Genomic DNA, 23939 nt, shown 5'->3' on the forward strand with positions numbered 1-23939 from the left:
TGGGGCAATATGCTAACTTTCACATAATTGACAAACTAATCGGTTGCAGTAAATACTAAAACTCGCTATAATATGCGCTATGATTTTTCCGTTAAAAGAATTGATTGAATTCAAAGGCAATATTTACGAAATTACCTGCGCTGCAACACGGCGCGCTTTTCAGCTGGTAACTATTCAAGATCCGATACTTGAAGAGAATAACGATAAGGTTGTATGCACTGCAGCTTCGCAAGTGTTTACCGGCGCTATCGACTATAAAATAGAATACCGCCCCGATCATTCCTAATTCTTGATATCGACACATACAATTCCTGTTGCGGTTATTTTCGGAGCTACCGCCTGCGGAAAAACCGCGCTTGCCGCTCATCTTTTTGCTTCTCCTGTTAATCCCATTAAAGCAGAGATTATATCTGCGGATTCGGTGCAAGTATATCGCGGTATGCCGATCGGTTCGGCTCAGCCTCCGCAAGCGCTTCTCGATACGCTCCCCCATCACCTTATCAGTATATGCGACCCTTCCGAAGAATTTTCCGTAGCGGACTTTGTACGCAGCGCGGATGCACTCTGCCAGGACATTGCAAGCCGCGGCAACCTGCCGGTTGTACTTGGCGGGACGGCTTTTTACATTAAGCATTTTATGTACGGTATGCCGGTTACCCCGCAGGCGAATCCGGTTTTACGTGCACAGTTGCAAGAACGGATGCAGCGTGTCGGCGCCGCGGCAATGCACGAGGAACTTGCGTCTTTTGACCCCGCATCGGCAGCAAAAATCCACATCCATGACGAATACCGTATCCTCCGCGCGCACGAGGTGTATTGCGCCTCGGGGCGGCCGCTCAGCTCATTCGAGCTGTCGTACCGTTATCGCGAGGGTTTCCGCTTTTGCCCGATATGTTTAGACCGCCCTCGCGATGAACTGTACCGGCGCATCGAAGCCCGTGTCGATGAGATGTTTGCGCAAGGGTTGCAACAGGAAATTGCGCAGCTCGTTTCGCAGGGCTGTACTGCCGAATATCCTGCGATGAAGGCTATCGGGTATCGGGAGTTTTTTGAGCTGTCCCCCGATGCGCCGGCGGCCGCCCCGCTCGATGCGGTGAAAGACCTCATTAAGCGCAACAGCAAACGCTACGCCAAACGGCAGCAAACCTTTTTCCAATCTTTCCCGAATGTTCACCGCATCGACATGACCGACCCGAAAAGCGGACAGCAAGTTGCAGAGATAGTACGAAGGCTATTTTAGCAAAGCGATTTCAAAATTTACTCATTTCTCCTGACACGCTAAGAAATCTGTGATGTTAAGGAATCGGTGATTGACATTTCACAGTCAAGCTGGTACAGTTACTAACTGTCTATTTCAAAATGAAGAAAACTAAAATCCGGATACATTAAGGAAACAAAACTATGGCGGGCTTTAAAAAGAATACGTTGGCAATCGGAAGTATTATTATTCTGGTGTTCTCGGTAATTGCATTTGTCTTTGTTCCGGCAGCAGGCGGACAATGGGGCAGTAATACAAAAACAACGCTTGGTAAATGGAAGAACAAGCGGCTTGACTACACGGCTGACGGGCTTTTTTTACGGGAATACCGGCAGCTTCATCGCTCTGCCGAACTGCGCGGATACCTGAGAAGCGATAATAAAATCCAGCAGGAATTTATAGAACGGCAGATTATGCGTACGGCGTTTAACGCGTCAATGATTCAACTCGCGGCACAGGAAGAAGCCCTGAACGCCGGTTTCTATCTGCCCAATAAGAATATCAACAAGGCGCTCATTTCATATTATACCGATTCGACGGGCGCTTATTCGGAAAAACTATACGCTCAGACATCGGAACAGCAGCGGCTTGCCTATCGGCGGGAAGTAATCGATTATCTTACCGCACAGCGATATATTGAAGACAACTTCGGTACCTATAATAATATATTCGGCCTAAAAACCAGCTCGGCAGAAACCGCTTTTGTGCAGAAAATGGCGGAAAAAGAGCGTATCTTTAAGTATGTCGTATTTGAGGAAAGCCAATTCCCGCAGGATAAAATCCGTGCGTATGGAGAAGAACACGCGGATCTGTTTGCAGAGCATAGCTTACTGATGTTGACATTTAACTCGCAGGAGGATGCGAATAAAACCGCTCAAGCGCTCCAAAAAGGAGAAATCACGTTTGAAGACGCCGTTATAACAAATTCTACCAAGCTGGGTACCGATTCTAATGGAAAGCTGTTATCTCCGTACCGAACAACGATAAACCGGACATTCCCCGAATCACAGGATCTTGATACCGTACTCAAGCTCGGTGTCGATGAGGTGAGTTCCGTTGTTAAAACTTCTTCAGGATATGCAATTGTAAAATGCACCGCTCCGGTTACGCCTGCCGATTTTTCATTAGACGAAACACGAGAACGTGTATTCTCGTATATGAAATCGAATGAACGCGGTATTATCGAAGATTACCTTGAACAAAAGGCAAAAACCTTTATCGAAGCGGCAAAAATCGGCGGGTTTGCGCATGAAGCTTCCGTAAACGATTTGGTTGTACAGACGAGCAATCCGATGACGTTAAATTACGGTAATGCCGATATCCTACCTCAGATTTCATCTCAGGCTGACTCCTTCTTTGCATCGGGAGTGCGGAACGAAACGTTCTTTAAAAAAGCATTCGCACTTAAACAAGGGGAAATTTCCGAGCCGATTTTGCTGGGCGCAAATGTGCTGGTATTGCAGCTTGATGAAGAGAAAGCCGGTTCGGAAGAAACGCAAAATAACATCGCAACCTCATACCGGCAGTTTGCATCGGTTTGGTATTACGAATACCCGCTTGCCATGCTTGCCTATCAGCAGCTTTCATGGGGGCAGCAGACTTTTATCGATTTTGTGTTGAACAGCAAAAATTTTACCGACAATTTTAACACGGTATTCAACTAAAAGATTGATTAACAACAAAGATGAAAAGCCTCTGCTGATACAAACAGACAGGGGCTTTTCCGTTTTATACCGAAATAAATATCTCTATTCAAAATACAATCCTCAAGCAGCCATTACAACACAGATTGCATCGTTGCAGATACCCGATTCTACATTGATACTCTGCCTTTCGCCGGTACTCGGATACGGACTGAAAGAATTGGCGGAAAAGCTGCCGCCCTCTTCTTATATCCTTGCGTTGGAATGCGATCAAGTATTGATGCGGTTCTCGCTTGATCATTACGATTTCTCCCCATTTGCACAGCAACGGTTTTCTTATATCCGAACGGATTCGGTTGCAGAGGTGCTAAAAAAGATAGAAGCCTTACCGCTGTTTCCCTTTAAAAAGTGTATTGCCCTTTCCTTTTCAGGAGGGGTACAGTTGAATCAAACCTTTTATGATGAGGTGCGCTTATATGCAGATGAGGTAATTTCTCGGTTCTGGAAAAACAGGATAACGCTGATGCACCTCGGCAGGAATTACGCACATAATACATTCCGCAATCTCCTCTCGCTGGCGAGATCGCTTGCAAAATCGTCGGCGAGGCCGATGAGAGAATCGCTCACAAGATCGCCGGAGAACTCGCTGGCAGGCTCTCCTGCATGGGGTCTACCGTCGACTAAGAGTAATTTCCGGTTGCTCACCGGCGATGAGCGTATCCGCAAGCCTCTTTTGATTGCAGGCGCCGGACCATCGCTGGATACTGTACGGGATTTTATCATCAAGAATAGAAACTCCTTTTTTTTACTTGCAGTGGATGCCGCGGCTGCAGCGCTTTTACCCGATATTCAACCTGATGCAATAGTACTGGTGGAATCTCAGTATTGGATTGATTCAGCGTTCATCGGCTTGCACAAATACGGCATACCGATCTTTGCCGATCTGACAGCTTCTCCCCGTGCGCTGCAAGCATGCGGCGGAAATGTATACTTTTTTTGCACCGAGTATGCTCGATTAAAGTATTTGGAACGTCTCTATCAGACGCTGCATCCGCTTACTCTTCCGCCGATGGGATCGGTAGGATTGACGGCAATACAGCTTGCTTTAGCGCTGACTGCCCCTCACCTACCCATACTGCATACCGGTTTGGATTTTGCATGGCAAAACGGTCTTACCCATGCCGCCGGAAGCAGCCCCATAAAAAAACTCTTTGCGGAAATAACCCGCACCGAATCGCCGTATAAGCTCAGTGTTTCTACCGGTATGCAGTGTATTTACGGAAAGCGAGGACTTTCCTATTGGACAACGCCGGTGCTTTCCGGCTACGCAGAACTGTACCGCCATACTTTCGCCGGAAATGAGCGAGTGATCGACATCGGGACGGAGGGCTGCTTTTTGAACGGCCGACAAGCTGATATGACCGAAGCGGAGCGGATACTTACCGATGCCGGTAAATCAAATATAAATGCGGACAGTACAGCTATCGGAACCGGTTGCTCGCAGACAAATGCAGCCGATAGTTTTTTTGATTCCGTTTGTGAATCAGACACTGCAAACGAACGATATGAAGCGCTCTGCGGCTATCTTGCCGGTGAAGCAGAAGCCCTGACAGTACTGAATGATCACTTACAGGGTAAACGCTCGATATCGGAACATATGATGGAACAACTCTTCGCAGAGCGTGACTATCTGTACAGCCACTTTCCCGATGCTGCACGTGGCTATTCACTTGACCTCGGTTTTTTAAAACGGGCAGGTATCGAGCTGCGATATCTGTTAAAGATTCTCGGGTAACGGATATCAATAATGTATACTTACACAGGCAGTAGCTATCATCGGAAACTGCCTATCGCCCCTGTAAAATCCTATTACAATACTTTCTACACCGACTGATTGCGACGTGCGCAAAGACAGACATATTCTTCCTTTAAGGTTAAAAGCAATTCATCTTCCAAAAAACGCTATGCTGCGTGCAGCATAGCGTTTATTTCCTGCATGGTATCGGCAAACAGCAGCACGTCATCCATATAGCGGACATAGCCTTTTACCTTTATCTCCTCTTTTGCATAGTGATCAAAAGCGCCAAGATAAAAGTTTGCAAAGTATTGGCTCGTTAAATTACCGATCGGTAAACCCCGTCCTTCCGTTACACAATAGGATGCAAGCAGCGTATTAAATAAATAATGAAGTTAGGGGAAGACTTTTCTTTTTTTTCGATAAAAAGAAAAGTCTTCCCCTACGACCCCATGTAAAGAAAAATGACGACTTAGGGTTCTACCCTAAGAACCCGCCTTTCTTCCAAAGCTTATTCTAAAATAAAAGCTAAAAAGTAATGGTTTTCACCCTAACTCGTTTCAGAACCGCCGTCCGCGACGGTAGAGAAACGGCAGGTATTAAACTCTCCGTACAAATAAACCTCAGGTACTCACCATACTCATGTCAATCGAGGCAAAGAGGCTGCTGTCCGCTTGCGCTGAATATATGCCAGAGCCGCACAGCATACGCCAACTGCAAACGTCGCTGTCGAAAAGGCCAAGCGCCCTACTCCGGTTTCCGGCGCAATAACCGGTAGTCGTGCAAAAAAATCCGCAGACGCAAAGATTATCCGATATGCAGCGTCCAATCCGTATCCAAGCAGCGGACTCGTGAACGGGAAGATAAGCGCAAGCGGAATGCAGATAAGCCCCGCTATGAGGAAAACCGAAACAAGCGGACTCACCACACATGAAGCAATTACCCCCGCCGCTGCGATATTCCCGATTGCAGAAATAACAATCGGGGCGGTAAAAAGCTGTGCGCCGACGGATGCGGAAATACTGCCTGCAAAAGCCGGAGGTATTTTTCCTGCCAAAAGACGGGCGCACGCATCGCCGAAGATGATGATGCCGGCGCATGCCCCATACGAAAGCATAAACCCAAGCATTATTGCTTCAGCGCCGGCGATTGCGATATGCACGGTTAGCATGGCGCATAGTACCGACAAAGGCGGCGGCTTTAAACCGAGTGCTTTTCCTGCAGCGGCGATACATACCATTCCCAATGCACGGTTCAACGAAGGCGCGGAGCCGGCAAACCATACAAATAGGAAAACCGCCGCAAGCGAAAACCATACTGCCCTGCTTTTATGCCCGAATACCCTACCCCCTTGCAGCGCCGCCATCCCGATTAATGAAAGATGCATCCCCGACAGCGCAAGGATATGGGCAAGACCGGCGTTGCGGAAAGCCGCGATGCATCCTGCCGGTAAGAACGCTTTATCGGCAGCAAGCAGCGCAAGCAAAAGTCCGCCCGCATCGCCCCAACCGTATAGCATCCGCATAAAAGCAAAGCGGAAAAACGCGCGGAGGCGGCTAAGCGGAGAATTCCATCCGAGAAACATCGGCTGCACCGGCTGCGCATAAAACACTGTTCCCGTTTTACCGAACTTTCCTTGAACTGCAAGCCGCATTCCGCGGACATAAAACCGGCATTCTTGCGGCTTTTGCAAATAGTCAGCAAAAGCCGCCGTACCGCGCAGCAACGGAATCGTCTTTTCGGATTGCTCCGCTTCGCCGATGCGGGTAATGTCTCCTGAATATGTTCCGCGGACAAGCGCTGCCGGAACAAAGAGCTGTATGACACCTGATGCGGAAAATTGTTCATTGCGGCCGGTGCTGCATGCAATCAGTTTAACCGGTATGCGATAATAATCGGCACCCGTCGGCACAGGCTCTGCGGTTAATTCCGCAATAACCGTCCGTACCATATACAATGCTGCAAGTGTTTGAGGTGGGCGCTGTTCTCTTTGCAGAGCCAGCGCCGAATATGAGCCGATTGCAATTCCGGCAGCCGCACAAAGCGCAAACCGAACTGCAAATCGTACGCAATGCATAGGAATCGCAGTTCGGTGATTCCGGTCGTGCCGCTCTCGGTATTTTAAGTTTCGATGCAACAGCTTACCCGCTACGGATACCGCTATTAAAAACACCGATAGCACGCAGAATAATAAAACCGCCGTCAAAAAGATAAACGATGTAATGAGACCGCCGATGTACGCAAACGCATAAAGCGTATAAAAAACAGCTGTCGATGCCGCAGCAAGAACCGTAACAGGCGGGACAATATGTCTACTATCCATACAAACCTCTTACGATTCCTTATACGCCACGGTGTACAAAATGGCTAGAAATTACCGGCGTTTACGGTCTAAATATTCAAAAAACTTCAGTTTTTAGGAGTACCCTTTTGATTTGATATTTTTATATGATAGAGCGTATGATTTTCCGGATTTCCCTTAAATCGTATCTGCTGTTTTTGTACGGTATTAGTAAAGGAAAGAATGGAATGTTTAACAGCAGGACTCTTAAAAAGAGCTTCTGAAATAACAATCTCATTCGGAAGCGCAGTATTTTTTATATCAGCGGCAGTATTGACAGTCAAACCGACATAATTAAGCCGGTTATTCAACGTTGCCACCAGCGCGGAACCACTGTGCAAGCCCATTTTCATTTCCAGTTGTTCGTTTATCGACTTATTTTGAGAATGCTTCATCAACTGACGCAGCGCTTTCACCGCAGCTTGGAAAGCCTTACCGGAGTCGATAAAAGACGCCACAACAACATCATCGCTTTTCATAACCGGTACGCCGCAGCACTTTTCAATCGTACCAAAAAGAATCTTCACATACTCTTTTATCAATGAAAATGCTTTTTTATTGCCTAATGAAGCATAAAGTTTCGTCGAGTTCGTAATCTCCGCAAAGAGAATCGTTATATTTTTCAATGGAAGCGATTGATCACCGATAAGCACTTCGGAACTCATCAATTTACGATATAAATTATTTTGAATGATCTCAACACCCCGTACTGCATCGGGTGTATCCCATGTCCGATACTGCCCGTTCCGGATATTTTTACCGATTTCAGCGATATAATTCAATCTAAACAGGGGATCAATCATCTTACAACGCGGATGAATTGAAAAGCATGCTTCGACATTGGTGTCGAGCATATTATCAAAGGCTTTATTGCAAACCGTACAAAAATTTTGAGACGAAGCACGATGAAGAGACGGCGCCTCATACGCGACATTTCCGCATGTGGGGCAATGATAAATCCAGTCTAATATAAAAAATCCGTCGTAAACGCCTTGAATAAAAATATCCAATATATCTTCACGCGATATACCAAAGGCTTTACCGATTTCATAAAGAGGAATATGAAAAAGCAAACGCTCCGATACATTCATCAAAAAAGCTGCAATCTTATCAGCTTCTTTTTGCTTCCCTTTACAGCGTAATTTCATGCTCATAAGCTCTCCTTCCGATAAAAAACTCCATAATGAAAAGCAAGAGAAGTACGGAAAAACATGGCAGGTGGTGCGAAATAGTTTTATTTAACGCACCATACTAAACAGCCGGCTTTTAAAATAGTTATAAAAAATTTTAACAAATATTTGACAAATCGTTTTTTTCCATGTTATAGTAGATAAAGAATCGGTGGTATTACCACACACTGATGTTATATATATGAGATTACATGAAAAAGAAAAAAAAAGCAACTGCCAAAAGTAATAAAGAACGCTTTATTGAACAGATGGAAACGCTGCTGTTGATGCACCTTATCCTTCCGGGAGAGCAGCTACCGCCCGAACGGGAATTGGCACAGCAGATGGGCGTCTCTCGGCCGGTGATTCACGAAGGCCTTTTGGAACTGGGGGCGCGAGGACTTATTTCCATTCGCCCGCGGCATGGCTGGATTGTCAATAACTTTACGGAAGAAGGCGCACTGCCGCTGCTTTCAAGTCTCTATCGTTTTTCTGCGCCTCAGTCTGCCTCGCGTATCGATGCCGATTTGGAAGAAGTCCGCAGGATGATTTTGAAAAAATCGTTGCAGCAGTATTTTGATTCCGATACGGCGCAGCAGCAAGCGGATTCGCTGCTCATTGAGAAATTACATAAGATACACGGAGAAGAGCAAAAAAAGCTCGGCGCTGCCTTAAAGCCTGCCGAAATACGGCGGTTGACCGAATTGGATTTTCTTTTTTATCGCGCAATTATTGAGGCAGGCGGTAATATCGTTTTTCTCCTGCTTTTTAACTCGGCACGGGAAATCTATCATCAAAAACTGGAGCTGTTTTTTACTGAAAATATCGGGAGCATCCGGACAGCCGCAGCCTTAAAATCTCGGTTGATTACTTATATCTCGAACAATGAGCGGAATGAAGCGCTCACTTTATTGGAAGAAATGATTTCGACGAATGCATACATTAGACCTATTCACGCGAAAACTGACGGACAGAAAAATCCGCCGATTATGGAGGAGCATCATTATGAAGCAGTATCTTCAAAAGCTTGAGCGGAAGATAAAGGCACGGTATCCGCAGCTGAAGCTTTCGGCGGAATGGGACGGTCGCTCGGTGATACTGACCGGAGACGCTCCTACTGTTGAAGAACGGTACGCCGTCGGCGCTTTTTTTGCAAAAAGATGCAAACATCAGCGCGGATACAAGGGCTTGGTCAACGATATAACCGTCGCAGGAAAGGCTGAGCCGCCGATGCGGATACCGGAAGTGCGGGACAATCTTTTAGCGGGCAAGACATTCGATATCGTGATTATCGGCGCCGGTGTTGTCGGATGCGCAATCGCACGGGAGCTGTCCCGCTATGATTTAACAATCGCTGTTCTCGAAAAAGAGTGCGATTGCGCAATGCAGGCATCCTCCCGCAACGACGGTATGATCCATCCCGGCTTTGCAGACAGTCCTTCAAAGATAAAAGGCAAACTGAACACGCGCGGCAACCGTCTGTACCGCAAGCTCGACAAAGAACTCGGCTTTCAAACCGACTGGCCGGGCAGTTTTATGCTGTTTAACACTCCGTTTCTGAAACCTCTTGTGCCTTTTATGCACCGACGGGCAGCAAAAAACGGTGTTGACGGACGGATCGGTTATATGAATAAAAAAACGATACAAAACATGGAACCGAACCTGAGTACGGAATACTACGGCGGTTTTTGGATGCCCTATTCCGGCATTGCCTCGCCTTTTAAGGTAACAATCGCCTTTGCGGAAAATGCAGCGGCAAACGGGGTATCATTTTTCTTTGAAACCGCCATAATCGGCTTTGACAAAACAAACGAATTGATTTCGGCAGTGCGCACAAACCGCGGTACGCTGAACACCCGCCTCGTCATCAATGCAGCGGGCGTATGGTCGGATAAAATTGCGGAGTTTGCCGGAGACCGTTTCTTTTCCATTCATCCGCGAAAGGGTATGGATATCATCCTCGATAAAAAGAAAAAGGGAATGCAGCATACCATTATCGGAAAACCCAATCTCTTTAACTCTTCAAAACAGCATTCAAAAGGCGGCGGAATTATCCCTTGTATAGAAGGAAATATCCTCGTCGGGCCGACTGCGCATGAAGTATATGACCGCGAAGACTACGGTACCGATTCGGAGGACGAACACGCCTTGCTTGAGCAAATGGCTATGAATAAAACGCTTTCGCGGGGTGATGTCATCACGTATTACAGCGGTATCCGTGCCGCGACATGGGAGGAAGACTTTATTGTTGAAGCATCCGAAAAGGTACCCAACTTGATTCATGCGGCGGGCATTCAATCGCCGGGGTTTGCTTCCGCTCCGGCAATCGCAGAAGATATTGCAGCTCTTGCACTCCGGCGCTTTCCTGCCGTTCTCAAAGAAAAACCGGAGTTTATACCGCGCCGCGCTGCCCCCTGCGAAACTGCCTCTATGCACGATGCCGAGCGGCATACCCTTATCAAACGGGATCCGCTCTACGGGAAAATTATCTGCCGCTGCGAGCAAATCTCCGAGGGGGAGATACGGGATGCGGTACGGAGCTGCCGTGCGCTCGGCATGCAGAATATCAGCCTTGATGCGGTAAAACGCCGATGCCGAGCCGGAATGGGGCGCTGCCACGGCGGTTTTTGTACGCCGCGGGTAATGGAAATTATCAATAGGGAAGCCGGAATTCCGCTTGAGCGCATTACCAAAAAAGGCGGCTCGTCGTATATACTGAACAGCCCGCTGTCGGCAGGCGAAGGAAAGGCGGCATTATGAAACGTTTTTACGATATTATCGTGATTGGAGCAGGGCCTGCCGGTATGGCTGCCGCCCTTGCCGCCGCCGAAAAATCTCCCGAATGCAGCATCGCGCTCATCGAGCGGGAAGAGCATATCGGGGGCATTTTAAAGCAGTGCATTCACGACGGCTTCGGACTCATCCGGTTTAAGGAGCGGTTAACCGGTCCCGAATATGCGTGGCGGTACCGCGATATGCTCGCTCAAAAATCCAACATCGACATATATGTATCCACCTTTGTTATCCGTATCGAACGGAAAATCGGCGGCGGCTTTGATTTGACTTTTACCAATCCGCAGAACGGTATTTTTAACCTTTCCTGCACGGCGCTCATTTCCGCAACGGGCTGCAGAGAACGCACCGACCGGCAGGTATTTATCCACGGCGACCGGCCTTCGGGGGTATTCACCGCGGGGCAGGCGCAAGCCTTTATCAACCTAAAGGGATACCTTCCCGGCAAGCGGTTTGTCATTTTGGGCAGCGGCGACATCGGACTCATTATGGCGCGGCGGCTCACCCTCGAAACCGCACGCATCGGCGGCAGTGTAGAGGGCGTCTACGAAGTAAAAAGCGAACCGTCGGGGCTGACCCGCAATATCGTGCAATGCCTCGAAGACTACGGTATTCCGCTCCACCTTTCTACGACGGTGAGCGCCTTGCACGGGGCAGGACGCTTGGAGGGCGTAACCGTTACGCAGGTCGATAAGCAGATGCAGCCGCTCGCCGGTACGGATCGGTACATTCCCTGCGACACGCTCATTTTAAGCGTCGGGCTCATCCCCGAAAACGATATCCTCGACAGCCTTGCACCGAACATGGATGCACGGACAAAGGGACCGCAGGTTAATCAGTATATGGAAACAACCGTACCGGGGCTTTTCTCCTGCGGAAACGCCCTACACGTAAACGACCTCGTGGACTATGTTTCGGAGTCGGGCAGCATTGCGGGAGAACGGGCAGCTTTACTCTGCAGCGGAACGCCGTTTGAAGGAAATGCCGCCGAGGGCAGAAATCCGGCAACTGAATACTGCTCGCCGGAGCTTGCAAGGATTGAACCCTTCGCTACGGAAATGCAACCGGCTGCGCTACGCAAAAACTCTGCTGAAATTCCGATCAGCGCAGATAAAACGCTCTTGTATCAAACCCCCGCCCGCATCGCACCGGATGGAAAACCGGCGGTGTTGTACTTCCGCTCTGCAGCACAGCGGGAGCACGCCGTATTAACTATTACTGCGGAAACAAAAACAGACTCAACAATTCTCTTCAAAAAAACATACCGGTCGTTAAAACCGCCGGAGATGGAGCGAATTATAATGGAGACTGCATCGATACCGGCATATACGCAGCGCCTGTCCGTTTCGCTGACGAACGCAGAGCCGGCTTATCGGGCAAAGGAGGCGGAATGACCAAAAAGCTGATTTGTATTGCGTGTCCGCGCGGCTGTCATTTAACCGTGACAACTGGCGATACACCGGATACAATGGAAGTAAGCGGAAACAGCTGTCCTAAAGGAGTTGTCTACGGCAAACAGGAAGCGCTGTGTCCTATGAGAACGCTCACTACTACCGTTGCCTGTCAGTCGGCTCGGCATAATGGAGAAACGACAGGATTCGGTGCGCCTGAGTTTATTCGCCTGCCGGTAAAAACCGGATGCGAAATTCCGCTTGAGGAGATGAAATCTATGATAGAAAAAATCCGCAGTATTACCGCCTCCGCGCCGGTGCGGTACGGCGACTGTCTTGCGCAGCTTACCGCTGAAAACGGGACGAAAATACCGATACTCGCCTGTGCAAGTACGGAGGCTGAATGATTATGACCAACCAATCGACGATTATCTCAATTGACTGCGGGACCCAGAGCTTGCGTGTTATCATCTTTGGAGAGGATGGTTCGGTGCTCGCAAAGAAACAGATTATGTATAAACCGTGCGTCAGTCCGCGGCCGGGATGGGCGGAACAAGACCCTGAAGTGTGGTGGGGCGCACTCTGCACGGGGGTAACTGCGCTTAAAACCGGCCATCCGGATTTACTCGCCCGCGCAAAAGGCATCGGGATAACCGCCCAGAGGGACACGGTTATCCTCATCGGGAAAGGCGGAAACGTATTGCGCCCTGCAATCACATGGCTCGATACCCGAAAGGCACGCGGCCGGTATCATCCGAATTTCATTATGAAGGCTGCGTTAAAAGCAGTCGATTACTACGAAAAAATCATGCATTCCCAAAGCGACGGTCAGTGCAACTGGATACAGGAGAATGAACCCGAAATTTGGAAGAAGACATGGCGGGTACTGATGGTATCGGGCTATCTGCAATACCGGCTTACGGGAATTGCTGCCGATTCGCCTTCTTCGCTGGTCGGACACATTCCCTTTGATCATAAAAAACAAAAGTGGGCATCCCCCGGACACATCACGGCAAAGATATTTCCGATAGACGATGATAAAAAATGCAGCGTTGTGCAAAGCGGGAAAGAGATCGGACGAGTTTCGGCACAAGGAGCGCTGGAAACGGGGCTACCCGCCGGTATACCGGTTATCGCCTGCGGCAGTGATAAGGCATGTGAAACGCTCGGTATGGGATGCCTCGATGCGAAAACGGCCTCTCTCAGTTTCGGCACAACGGCGACGGTAGAAATATGCACCGACCGCTACACGGAACCTATTCGCTTTCTACCTGCATACAGCGCCGCCTATCCAGGGCGTTGGGTACCGGAAATCGAAATATTCCGCGGCTACTGGATGATCAGCTGGTTTAAGGACGAGCTCGGCTATGAAGAACGAGCAAAGGCGACGGCAACCGGTATTATTCCGGAGCAAATTATGGATCGCCTCCTCGACTCCTCACCACCCGGCTGCTACGGACTGATGCTGCAACCGTATTGGGGAGCAAGCCTTAAAGACCATTACGCAAAAGGCTCGATGATCGGGTTCGGCGACGTACACGGACGGCACGCAATATACCGCGCAATCGTCGAGGGGCTCGCCTACTCACTGCGGGAAGGGTTGGAGCAACTGCAACGGCAAAGCGGGGTTCCCGTACAAAGGGTTGCCGTTTCGGGCGGCGCCTCGCAGAGCGACCGTATCTGCGGCATCACGGCGGATATTTTAAACAAACCGCTTGTCCGCGGTGCGACAACGGAAACTTCCGCACTGGGCGCCGCGATCTTAACGGCGTACGGAACGGGGTGTTATTCCAGTATCGAAGAAAGCGCCAAAAATATGGTTCATATCACGCAGGAATTCATCCCCTCACCGGATAACCGCGAATTATATGATGAACTCTATAAAATATACACGCAGATATATCCTATCCTCAAGCACGTATATAAACGGATACGGGAAGTAACCGGTTATCCGTCATGAGGGCATCTCTAAAAACATGGTTAGATTTTTAGAGATGCCCGACGAGTTTTGAGATAAGTCTTTGTTTTGTAATGACTTATCTCAAAACATCGCAGTTAAATCTAAGGAAACTGTCCAAAAACTGAAGTTTTTGGACAGACTCGTAATAGGAGATAAATATGGCAGAACGTAAGGTATACAAGAATTTTAAACCGGAGTGGGAGCAAGTTCCCCCGCCACCGGCTTCATTCCGTTCGATTTTAAAATGGGGAGACCCAAATGAATTTAAGGAACCGAATGAAAGGCTCTTTACCTTTATGAAAGGTGAGCTCGGCTTAACCGATGCCGATTTTCAGCGGAAGGGCGCCGACGGACATGAAGCGGTACCCGACACATTAGCGACACCGCCGCTTGAACCGGAGCATGTCGCGTTCTTTGAATCCGTGTGCGGTAAGGACAATGTAAGTACCAAGGGATACAACCGGCTTTCCGTAGCTTACGGCAAAACCATGTACGACCTCTACCGGCTGCGGGAAAACATCACCGAAAATGCTCCGCGGGCAGTGCTCTATCCTTCAAGTCATGAAGAAATCGTGCAGATTGTCGAATACTGCCAAAAGCAGCACATCCCCCTCTATGTATACGGCGGCGGCTCTTCCGTTACCCGCGGCGTGGAAGCGTTTAAGGGCGGCATTAGCCTTGATATGCGGCGAAACTTTAACAAGGTGATTAACTTTAACGAAACCGATCAAACCATCACGGTTGAGGCGGGAATGTCCGGACCTCAACTCGAAAAAATCTTGAGCGAAGCGAAAACCCGTTTCGGCGCACGGCACGCATACACCTGCGGACACTTTCCTCAGTCGTTCGAATACTCTTCCGTCGGCGGCTGGACGGTAACGCGGGGCGCCGGTCAGAACTCAACCTATTACGGCAATATTCACAATATCGTGATGGGGCAGACTTATGTTACCCCCGCCGGCGTGATAAAAAGCTACGGACTACCCGCCCACGCCGTCGGCCCGGATATCGATGAGCTGATGATGGGGTCGGAAGGAGCGTTCGGCGTACTGACGCATGTAACGCTGAAAATTTCCCGCTTAACTGCGGAGAACCGCCGGTATTTCAGCTTTATGTTTAAGGACTGGCAAAGCGGACGCGACGCCGCGCGGGAAATTATGCAAGCCGAAGCAGGCTATCCTTCCGTATTCCGCCTATCCGACCCGGAAGAAACCGATGCGATGATGAAGCTCTACGGCGTGGAAGGCACCCCGCTCGAAAGTTTGATGAACCTCCGCGGATATAAAGCGCATGACCGCTGTATGTTCTTGGGCTGGACTGAAGGTGAACGAGGCTTTTCTTCAAACCTCTTCCGCATCGTAAAAAAAATCAGCAAAGCGTATGGCGGACTGTACCTCACCGGCTATCCCGCGCACAAATGGGAAGAAGGCCGCTTTACCGACCCCTATTTACGGGAATCGCTGCAGGACTACGGCATTATCATCGACACGATGGAATGCTCCGTTACATGGGAGATGATGGGCAGGGTGCATGAAAAGGTACGCGCTTTTGCAAAATCCCGCCCGAACACGGTCTGTATGACCCACCTTTCCCATGCGTATGAGCAGGGAGCCAACCTCTATTTTATCTTCATCGGGAAATTCCGCGATAAAGAAGAATATGCAGAATATCAGTTCGGTATCTTTGATAATATCATGGAACAGGGAGCTGCGATGAGCCACCACCACGGTGTCGGCAAGATGACTGCGGCGTGGGTGGAACAATCGATCGGCACGGATAGGCTGAATATTTTCCGCGCGTTAAAAAAGCATTTTGACCCCGACAACATTATGAACCCGGGCGGCACCCTCGGCATCGACATGACCGAAGAGCAAAAGCGCAAGCCGAAGTTCTGCAGCAGAACATGGGATAATCCTGCGTATTAAAAGAACTGTTTAAAAACAAGCATTTTCCAAAAAAGCCGATTAAACCGTACAGTCTAATCGGCTTTCGTTTTTAATGCAATTCTTCAAACCCGTAGGCTTCTTCTTTCGTGTTAAAGAAATAGTTATAGGATTTGGAAGCCTCAACCGTAATTTCCTGTTTACTTGCACCGTAGGTTGTTGTAACGGAGCGAGACAGAACCCCCGGACGAGTTTTTGAAAAAGACGATTCGACGATATGCGTTCCGGGAGTAACATAGAATCCGGTTGAAAGTTTTTCAGTAAAAAATAGCGGACGCTCCCCGTCGACACTGCTGACGGTTATCTGCTGAGCTGCGCTCGCCAACATACCGGTTACCGAACTTGTTTTACCGATATACACTTTTACCGCATCGGGATGTTCATTCAGCCAATTTGTAACGCGCTTTTTATCCTTCTTTGTTTTAAAGATTGCAAATGCAAAATACGCAAGCAGCCCTATCGGGATAAGGATAAAATAATAGATATGTGAAAAACTTGTATTACTCATGATGGTGTCCATGTGTTTTCTCCTTTACGGTTGTCAATTTAGCCGGTTGTCAGTATTGTCCGTGCTGAGTTTGGTTACGGAATCTCTATTGATTCCCAAATCATCCAATAACTTCATAAACTGCGTAATACCGATTAATTCGCAGTCAATCAGTTCTTCATTTTCTCCCTGCCGGGTAAGATAGAGCGAACATTCCGTATCCCCGCCCGAACTAACGGTTCTTGCCCGTATCGCTGTAGCAGAAATCGAATAGGTATCGATTTTATTACCTTTTTTTATTGTCAATGTATCGCCGTCGGTTTCTATAACAATCATATTACCGATAATTACCAGCCAAATATAGCCGGCGAAAACCGCTAAAGCTATCAATAGCAACAATACGAAACTTTTAAGCCAAATTGATGCAATAAAAGTCACAAAGAGAGCGGCTCCCGCACCAAAAACAAGATTCACCAGTACTCTGTGCGGGCGTGTCTTATAGACATTGCTCATTTTTTCCTCCTATAAAACTTTCGGAATCGAAGGCACTATTATAATTGAGCCATTCACTTTGTCAACCCAGTCTAATTGCTGTTGCTATGATGATGACAATGCCGGGTACATATTGAAATTTCTTTCTATTCTATGGCATACTACGTTCCACAAGGAGGATACGATGGAATTTATACGCCAAGAAAATAGAATTTATGCGGAAAATGATGCCGGAAAAGTTATTGCCGAGGTTACATTCCCGCAGGAGAACAACTCGACGGTTTGCCTCGACCATACCTTTGTCGATAACTCTTTACGAGGGCAAGGCGTTGCCGGTAAACTCGTTAAAGAAGTCGTAGACTATGCTCAAAAGAACGGGAAGAAGATACGGCCTCAATGCTCGTATGCAGCCGATTGGTTCAATAAACATTCGGAATACGCGGATTTAGTTGCACATTAAAATTCAACGACACAGAGCGTTGCCGAGGACGGCGGGTATTAACCTCTCCGCACGAATAAAAAGATTGTTTAAGAAGTGATATGATAAATCATTTCCCTACAGAAAAAACCGATAAAAATTTTCAGTTTTTAGAGGTTCCTAGGAGACATCTATGAACATTGATAGAGATACAGCAGAAGCATTACTCAACCAATATGTTACCACTGAGCATATCATCGCGCATTCGTTCGCTGTTGAAGCTGTTATGCGAGCGCTCGCAAAACGGCTTTCGCCGGCGGATGAAGAACTGTGGGGTATTACAGGGTTGCTCCATGACTTGGATATGGACGTTTCCAACTGGCAGGAACACCCTGAACGGCACGGTCCCGTAACAGTTGAACTATTAAAAAAACAGAATTTCGGCTGCGAGGAAATGTACAGCGCTATTATCGCTCATAATCCCGATACGGGCGCCGTACCGCAAACGCTTTTCGAAAAAGCGCTCTTTGCAGCCGACCCTATTACCGGATTTATTACTGCCGTTGCACTTGTTTATCCCGATAAAAAAATTACGAGCGTTAAGGTTAAATCCATCGTCAAGAAAATGAAAGCAACCGGATTTGCAGCCGGCGCCGACAGAGGCGCAATGATGTCAATAGAAAATATCGGGATACCGTTTCAGGAATTTGCAGAACTATCGCTTGCCGCAATGTGCGGGATCGCCGATAAGCTCGGACTTTAACATAGGTATGCGCTGCTCGCTTTTGTTGAAGCTTTTCAATCCTACAGACAGTAAGTCTATCTGATGTATATATTCTATGGCTAAGTTTAAACGGCAATCGAAATCTGTCCGCAAAGCGGAGATACAAGAAGCTGCAAAAAAAGTATTTTTAGAGAAAGGCTTCCGCTATACGACAATGGAAGATGTGGTTAAACACACGACGCTTTCCAAGGGGGGCGTATACCAATATTATAAAACGACAAAGGCAATCCTTTTTGATATTATGCAAAACGGAAACTATTTCCGGTATGAACGAACCGAAAAGATTGTGCGGGAATCGGCAGGAACCGAATCGCTTGCCGAGGTTATGACAGATGCTTGTATGGCGAAGCTCTTTGATGAAGTACCCGAAAAAAAACTCTACTTGATGTTTTTAGCGGAAATTCCTTATGACCGCGATTATGAAATGCTGTATTTTCAATTGGAAAAACAAGCTTTTGAACTATTTATAAAAACGTTACACTACCCGCCCCAACAAGAATTAGAAATTATGAATATCATCCGGCAGCAAGAATATTTTCTGCTTAAAATTTTTCACGGTATGCTGGTAATGCATGAATTATTCAGCGATAAGGACGTATTTAATCAAAATAAAGAAAAAATCCGTACAATGATTCTTATCGCAATGCAGAACTTTTTTGATCGGCATCAAGATTTGTTCAATTATTTCAATCGATGATGCGTTTGTCCTGAATAATGGAGTGATATATGCTATTAATTAATTTTATACTTGCAATGCTGCCGATTTTTTGGCTCATTATTTCTTTAAGCAAGCTCAAGATGACAAGTTGTAAGGCCTGCGGTATTGCGTTGCTTATAACGGCAATTTTAGCAGCGTTGTATTGGAAATTGCCGCCACTCCATATCTCATCCGCTATGTTCGAAGGAGTCGCCTATGCACTCTGGCCTATCTGTTTGATTATTGTTGCCGCTCTTTTTACATACAATTTAACGATACATACCGGCGCTATGGAAAAGATCAAAGGGATGCTGATCGGTATTTCCGATGATAAAAGAATACTGATGCTGATTATCGGCTGGGGGTTCGGTAATTTTATGGAAGGTATGGCAGGGTTCGGTACTGCGGTTGCTATTCCCGCATCGATTCTTGCCGGAATAGGGCTTAATCCCATCAATGCGGTAACGGCTTGTCTTGTTGCAAATACGACACCGACTGCGTTCGGCTCGGCAGGAGTGCCGACAGCGACGCTTGCCTCCATCACGGGGTTGGACTTGCAGCAGCTTGCTGCAAATGCCGCGCTTATACAGGTTGTTCACGCCTTTCTTTCACCATTTCTTATAGTGGTAATCTGCGGCGGAGGAATAAAGGCATTAAAAGGTGTATGGCATGTTACGTTGGTAGCGTCGGTGTCGTTTGTTGTTCCCTATCTTCTTTTTGCACAGTTGTTAGGTCCCGAACTTCCGACTATTGTCGGTTCAATCTGTTCGATGCTCTGCGTAATCCTTTCAGCAAAATTCGGCAAAAAAAACGGTAATGGAGATTGTGACGCCGCAAAAATCGAATCGGAATATTCGGTACAAACTGCTGCGTCGGCTACAACAACACCGGCGGCTCATATCGGCTTTGCCGAAGGCATGAGAGCATGGGCGCCCTTTATGCTTATCTTTATATTGTTAATTCTTACCTCAAAGCTCTGTCCTCCCGTGCATAACGCCATCAAGAATTTCAAACATTCGTTCATGATTTATAAGGGAGAAGGTGGCAAGCCGCTCACGTTCAGCTGGATAAATACTCCGGGAGTGATGATATTCATTGCGGCTATCTGCGGTGGGCTTATTCAAAAGGCTTCGTTATCCGAAATGGCCTGTGTGTTAGGCTTTACCCTAAAGAAATATTGGAGAACCTTTGTAACGATCTGCAGTGTTTTGGCAACTGCCAAGGTGATGATATATAGCGGAATGATCTCCGATATTGCACACTCTGCTGTTGTCGCAACCGGCCCCGTGTACCCCTTTGTCGCACCGCTTATCGGTGTATTGGGCGCGTTTGTAACAGGATCGGGCACCTCTACTAACGTCCTCTTCGGGAATTTGCAGCTGGAAACCGCCCTTTCGCTTAATCTGGATCCGTATTGGATTACTGCAGCAAATGTAATGGGAGCCGGTATCGGCAAGATGGTATGCCCGCAGAATATTGCAATCGGCGCAGGAGCTATCGGTATTACCGGTTCCGACAGCAAAATTCTCGCGGCGGTGTTTAAATATTTTATTACGTATGCACTGCTTGCCGGAGTAATCTGTTTTACCGGCTCGTTACTGATGTGAACCGCTGCATATTCCCATTGAGCAATTTTACTTAGAATATAACGCAACTCCGGGCAAGGGATCGGGCTGTGCAAAACGAATACATTTAAACGGATGGATATTAACCGCGTTTACATACCAGCCTTTAATGTCGCTTAAATCGATAACATTGATTGCAGGGACGTGAGAAAGCGGGATAATAACCGACGAATCTAACAGCAACTGCTCCGCTTTTGCAAGATATTCAAATCTTGTTTTACGATTTTGCTCCGCCGATGCTTTCTTGATAAAATTTTCGTAATCGGTATTATGCCAACCTGAATCATTTAAAGTTGAATCAGACCTGAATAATTCCAGAAAAGCGAGCGGATCTGCAAAGTCGCCAATCCACGAAATAACGGCTAAATGATAATCGTCCGTTTTTAACCGGTCATAGTATTCTTCAAAAGGAACGGTTGTGATTTCCGTTACAATTCCTATTTTTTCCCATGCGGTTTTCAACAATGCCGCCTGTTCGGTGTAGAATGCTGTTTCCGGCAGAAGAATTTTTACCGGTTTTGTCGTCTCTGATTGCAGCAGATTTTTTAAAAGCTTTTCCGCTTTTGCCGTATCCTGTTTATCAATACCCGGTACTGTCGGGTATCCCGTGAGAGGAAATACCAGCGTCTTAGCAGGAATTAAATAATCCTTGCGCAATTCGGTATAAGGGAGTGCAGCAAGTAGCGCTTCTCTGAGCGTTTGATTATTGCATGGCGCTGTATTTGTTTTAAAATAGAAGAATTCGGTTGCAAACATCGGCGTAATGTGGATGGTATATGCCGCCGCTACTTTATTTAAATTGACTGACCCGCAAAGCCAGTGAACAGTTCCTTGATTAAATGCTTCCGTCATTTTATCGGCATCTTCATCTAAGAGTATGCTGATTGCAGGGAGTCGTACCGATTCGGAATCCCAATAAGTGGGATTTTTTATGAGACGGATTTTTTCGGCGGTAAAACTTTCTATTTTAAAAGGACCGCTCGCGATCGGTTTAAAAGCTTCGGAAGGCTTCACAAATGAACTCTTTCCCGCATAACGGGTTATCTCTTTGAGCTGTGAAGGATGTACTGCCGAAAATGCATGATGACAGAGTATATTGGCTAATTGCTCTGCCGGATATATAAGCGAGATTTTTAATGAAGTATCGGATTCCGCACATAAGCCGATAGCCGACATATCGGAACTTTTTCCGGTACGATATTCTTTTACTCCTTTAACGCAATCTAAAAGTGAGGCATAAGGTAAATCAAGCTTAGGGTTTAACAAATTGATAAATGAATCGCATACTACTTGAGCGGTGATAGGATCGCCGTTTTCAAATGTGAGTTTATCCCGCAGAGTAAACGTCCACGTTAAACCGTCTGCACTGATCTTCCAATCCTTTGCTAACCCGGCGACCGGCTGTAACGTATAAGGATCGTAAGTGCATAGTCCCTCATACAAACCGGTCAAGATTTGAGCCTCATTTGCATTATATGCAGCATGAGGATGCAAATTCGGAATACCGGTGGTAACCGAAACAATAAATTCGTTTTGAGGATACGTTTCACTTTCTGCGCATGCAACAAATGGAAATATACACAAAACAAAAAACAATACCAGATTTTTTTTATTCATGAATCAATCCAAGTTCTTTCATATTTAAATATTCTTCAACGCTCGCATTGTATTCCGCTCTGCATTGATTTGCTTTTATAACTGCGTTTCGAATTGTGGTCAATTCTATTTTTATCCCTTTCATTTTTGAGCGTAGTATAACGTCAGTGGATTTATAATAATCATCCAATCCGCCGAGGGTTTTTAAATATCCATTGCATATAACGATGTATTTGTTTAAGAGTTCAAGTAATTGTTCATTGTTCATGCCGGTTAAACGCTGCTGTAAGTCGGAGGTACCCGATGCAAGAACTCTAAAAATACGAATTGTTTTTGCTAAATTATCAGTAAAATCTTCCAGTACGATTATTTCTTTTTTTTGCAAATTGCTGATAGGGTCTTTAATCAATATGGTAATTTCATGTTTTCTTTCTTCCATATTGAATGCACGTCTCAAAGCTTCTAAAAACTTGGTAAAAATCGTCGTACGCGATTTATATACTACTTCTTGATTAGCCATAAGTTTGGTGAGACAAGTGTCGAAATGATTACCGGTGGTGCCGAGGATGCGCAGTCCCGTTATAAGCACCGGCCGCATATTTTCTTGTTTATTGGTTTTTACATTTTCTTTTTGCGTTACATTCAAATGGCGCAATACTTCTTGTTGCAGATGTGCCGAATCGGAACCGTAATCTTCTTTAATGACTTCCATCACAAGCTCATGATAGAAGGGAAGTTTTTCATCATTTGCGGCAATAGTCTTTTTTAGAGTTTTTAATAATTTAATCGGGCTTACGATATCCGCTTGCGTAACCGTTAAATCGGGTGGTAAGTTTTTTCTGATTGTTAGCTTATATTCTTCACGGTGTAAACGGGCAAGTTGACGGAGTGTTTTATTGATCTCCGTGTCGAGCTTTGCAAGGTGTCCAAGTGAATCGCGTAAAAGTCCGCCGGTCAGCGTATCGGAGACGGAGTGGAGCGATTTACAAATCTCGGCAAGTGCACGAGTATTCGCAAGCGTTGAATTTTCGTTGAGCGCTGACCACTGGAAAGTTTTATTCAATGCGAGCATGGATGCAATACGCTGCGGCGTCAGGAATGAACAGTTAAATTGATAGGAGTTCGTTAAAAAATCGAGCATCGTTTGATACTGTGCCAATCTGGAACCGACGATAGCAGCTCGCTCACCGTCTGCAAAAGCTTCATTGCTGGGAACTTTTATTTCAGTCATACGGCTGTCGTATTTATACGGATCGTCATAGACCAAGCCCTTTTTCAATAAATTGCTGCGGAGAATTTTTACCACACTGCCGAGCGCTGCATAATTTTGCTGCAACTGAGGAAGTAAATGTTTGTTAAACTCTTCCCGTTGTATAGCTATGTGATGTTCTAACACTTCAGAAAAATTTTTCGTAGATTCCATATCACCATTATCGGCACTTTAAAAAAAATTTTTATAACAAACCTGTTCGGAAACTTCCGTTTCTGAACAGGTTACCTTGAAATGCAATGTTCTCGCATCGTACTATTTGTGCGGTGCGTGAACT

At 46.7% G+C, this 23939-nt stretch carries 20 protein-coding genes; 14 read left to right on the forward strand and 6 right to left on the reverse strand.

Translation table 11 applies throughout. The features are described 5' to 3' along the window. The first annotated feature begins 79 nt into the window (after positions 1-79). The 4 genes from HGH47_RS07430 (at position 80) to HGH47_RS07445 (ending at position 4696) form a co-directional block, all read left to right on the forward strand. Positions 80-286 carry a DNA-directed RNA polymerase subunit omega gene (locus HGH47_RS07430; RefSeq protein ID WP_044012743.1) on the forward strand — a complete coding sequence of 69 codons (207 nt, stop codon included), beginning with the start codon at positions 80-82 and terminating at the stop codon, positions 284-286. Between the two features lie 3 nt (positions 287-289). Continuing rightward, positions 290-1240 carry a tRNA (adenosine(37)-N6)-dimethylallyltransferase MiaA gene (gene miaA, locus HGH47_RS07435; RefSeq protein WP_212564884.1) on the forward strand — a complete coding sequence of 317 codons (951 nt, stop codon included), beginning with the start codon at positions 290-292 and terminating at the stop codon, positions 1238-1240. A gap of 161 nt (positions 1241-1401) precedes the next feature. Then, on the forward strand, positions 1402-2922 hold the full coding sequence (locus HGH47_RS07440; RefSeq protein ID WP_212564885.1) for a peptidyl-prolyl cis-trans isomerase: 1521 nt from the start codon (positions 1402-1404) through the stop codon (positions 2920-2922). A 4-nt stretch (positions 2923-2926) separates the two neighbouring features. Continuing rightward, on the forward strand, positions 2927-4696 hold the full coding sequence (locus HGH47_RS07445; protein ID WP_230974341.1) for a 6-hydroxymethylpterin diphosphokinase MptE-like protein: 1770 nt from the start codon (positions 2927-2929) through the stop codon (positions 4694-4696). A 640-nt stretch (positions 4697-5336) separates the two neighbouring features. Here HGH47_RS07445 and HGH47_RS07450 read toward each other — a convergent pair. Both HGH47_RS07450 and HGH47_RS07455 read right to left on the reverse strand, forming a co-directional pair. After that, positions 5337-7019: a ComEC/Rec2 family competence protein gene (locus HGH47_RS07450; RefSeq protein ID WP_212564886.1), complete on the reverse strand. Its 1683-nt coding sequence runs from the start codon at positions 7017-7019 to the stop codon at positions 5337-5339. Positions 7020-7105: 86 nt separating this feature from the next. Beyond that, positions 7106-8191, reverse strand: a complete 1086-nt coding sequence (locus HGH47_RS07455) for an adenylate/guanylate cyclase domain-containing protein (protein WP_212564887.1) — start codon at positions 8189-8191, stop codon at positions 7106-7108. 227 nt (positions 8192-8418) lie between these two features. Between HGH47_RS07455 and HGH47_RS07460 the strand changes: the two genes are divergently transcribed. From HGH47_RS07460 to HGH47_RS07485, 6 genes are all read left to right on the forward strand, one after another. Then, positions 8419-9237, forward strand: a complete 819-nt coding sequence (locus tag HGH47_RS07460; protein WP_212564888.1) for a FadR/GntR family transcriptional regulator — start codon at positions 8419-8421, stop codon at positions 9235-9237. Next, positions 9212-10966 carry an NAD(P)/FAD-dependent oxidoreductase gene (locus HGH47_RS07465; RefSeq protein WP_212564889.1) on the forward strand — a complete coding sequence of 585 codons (1755 nt, stop codon included), beginning with the start codon at positions 9212-9214 and terminating at the stop codon, positions 10964-10966. The genes HGH47_RS07460 and HGH47_RS07465 overlap by 26 nt, the downstream gene beginning before the upstream one ends. Beyond that, positions 10963-12393, forward strand: coding sequence for an NAD(P)/FAD-dependent oxidoreductase (locus HGH47_RS07470; protein WP_432911411.1), 1431 nt, complete (start codon positions 10963-10965; stop codon positions 12391-12393). Before HGH47_RS07465 ends, HGH47_RS07470 begins: the two co-directional genes overlap by 4 nt. Next, positions 12390-12797 (forward strand): DUF1667 domain-containing protein, encoded by a 408-nt coding sequence (locus tag HGH47_RS07475; protein WP_212564890.1) that lies wholly within the window; start codon positions 12390-12392, stop codon positions 12795-12797. The genes HGH47_RS07470 and HGH47_RS07475 overlap by 4 nt, the downstream gene beginning before the upstream one ends. Further along, a complete protein-coding gene (locus HGH47_RS07480) occupies positions 12794-14350 on the forward strand; it encodes an FGGY-family carbohydrate kinase (protein WP_212564891.1) in 1557 nt (518 codons plus the stop codon). Before HGH47_RS07475 ends, HGH47_RS07480 begins: the two co-directional genes overlap by 4 nt. Positions 14351-14508: 158 nt before the next feature. Then, on the forward strand, positions 14509-16275 hold the full coding sequence (locus tag HGH47_RS07485) for an FAD-binding oxidoreductase (protein ID WP_212564892.1): 1767 nt from the start codon (positions 14509-14511) through the stop codon (positions 16273-16275). Between the two features lie 70 nt (positions 16276-16345). Here the strand turns inward: HGH47_RS07485 and HGH47_RS07490 are convergent, their stop codons facing one another. After that, positions 16346-16813 carry a hypothetical protein gene (locus tag HGH47_RS07490; protein WP_212564893.1) on the reverse strand — a complete coding sequence of 156 codons (468 nt, stop codon included), beginning with the start codon at positions 16811-16813 and terminating at the stop codon, positions 16346-16348. Between the two features lie 21 nt (positions 16814-16834). Continuing rightward, positions 16835-17293 carry a hypothetical protein gene (locus tag HGH47_RS07495; protein ID WP_212564894.1) on the reverse strand — a complete coding sequence of 153 codons (459 nt, stop codon included), beginning with the start codon at positions 17291-17293 and terminating at the stop codon, positions 16835-16837. A gap of 112 nt (positions 17294-17405) precedes the next feature. Here HGH47_RS07495 and HGH47_RS07500 point away from each other — a divergent pair, with 112 nt between their 5' ends. The 4 genes from HGH47_RS07500 to HGH47_RS07515 all read left to right on the forward strand — a co-directional run bounded on the left by HGH47_RS07500 (position 17406) and on the right by HGH47_RS07515 (position 20778). Then, positions 17406-17732, forward strand: coding sequence for a GNAT family N-acetyltransferase (locus tag HGH47_RS07500; RefSeq protein WP_414162741.1), 327 nt, complete (start codon positions 17406-17408; stop codon positions 17730-17732). Positions 17733-17883: 151 nt separating this feature from the next. Next, the gene (locus HGH47_RS07505) at positions 17884-18453 is read left to right on the forward strand and encodes an HD domain-containing protein (RefSeq protein ID WP_212564896.1); all 570 of its coding nucleotides are present in this window, start codon (positions 17884-17886) and stop codon (positions 18451-18453) included. A gap of 76 nt (positions 18454-18529) precedes the next feature. Then, positions 18530-19171 (forward strand): TetR/AcrR family transcriptional regulator, encoded by a 642-nt coding sequence (locus HGH47_RS07510; RefSeq protein ID WP_432911418.1) that lies wholly within the window; start codon positions 18530-18532, stop codon positions 19169-19171. Positions 19172-19200: 29 nt separating this feature from the next. Then, positions 19201-20778, forward strand: a complete 1578-nt coding sequence (locus HGH47_RS07515; protein WP_432911421.1) for an L-lactate permease — start codon at positions 19201-19203, stop codon at positions 20776-20778. Positions 20779-20805: 27 nt separating this feature from the next. Here the strand turns inward: HGH47_RS07515 and HGH47_RS07520 are convergent, their stop codons facing one another. Beyond that, positions 20806-22413: a peptide ABC transporter substrate-binding protein gene (locus HGH47_RS07520; protein WP_212564899.1), complete on the reverse strand. Its 1608-nt coding sequence runs from the start codon at positions 22411-22413 to the stop codon at positions 20806-20808. After that, on the reverse strand, positions 22406-23815 hold the full coding sequence (locus HGH47_RS07525) for a hypothetical protein (RefSeq protein WP_212564900.1): 1410 nt from the start codon (positions 23813-23815) through the stop codon (positions 22406-22408). Before HGH47_RS07525 ends, HGH47_RS07520 begins: the two co-directional genes overlap by 8 nt. Between the last annotated feature and the right edge of the window lie 124 nt (positions 23816-23939).

It is taken from the genome of Treponema sp. OMZ 805 (assembly GCF_050937395.1).
Classification (GTDB): Bacteria; Spirochaetota; Spirochaetia; order Treponematales; family Treponemataceae; genus Treponema.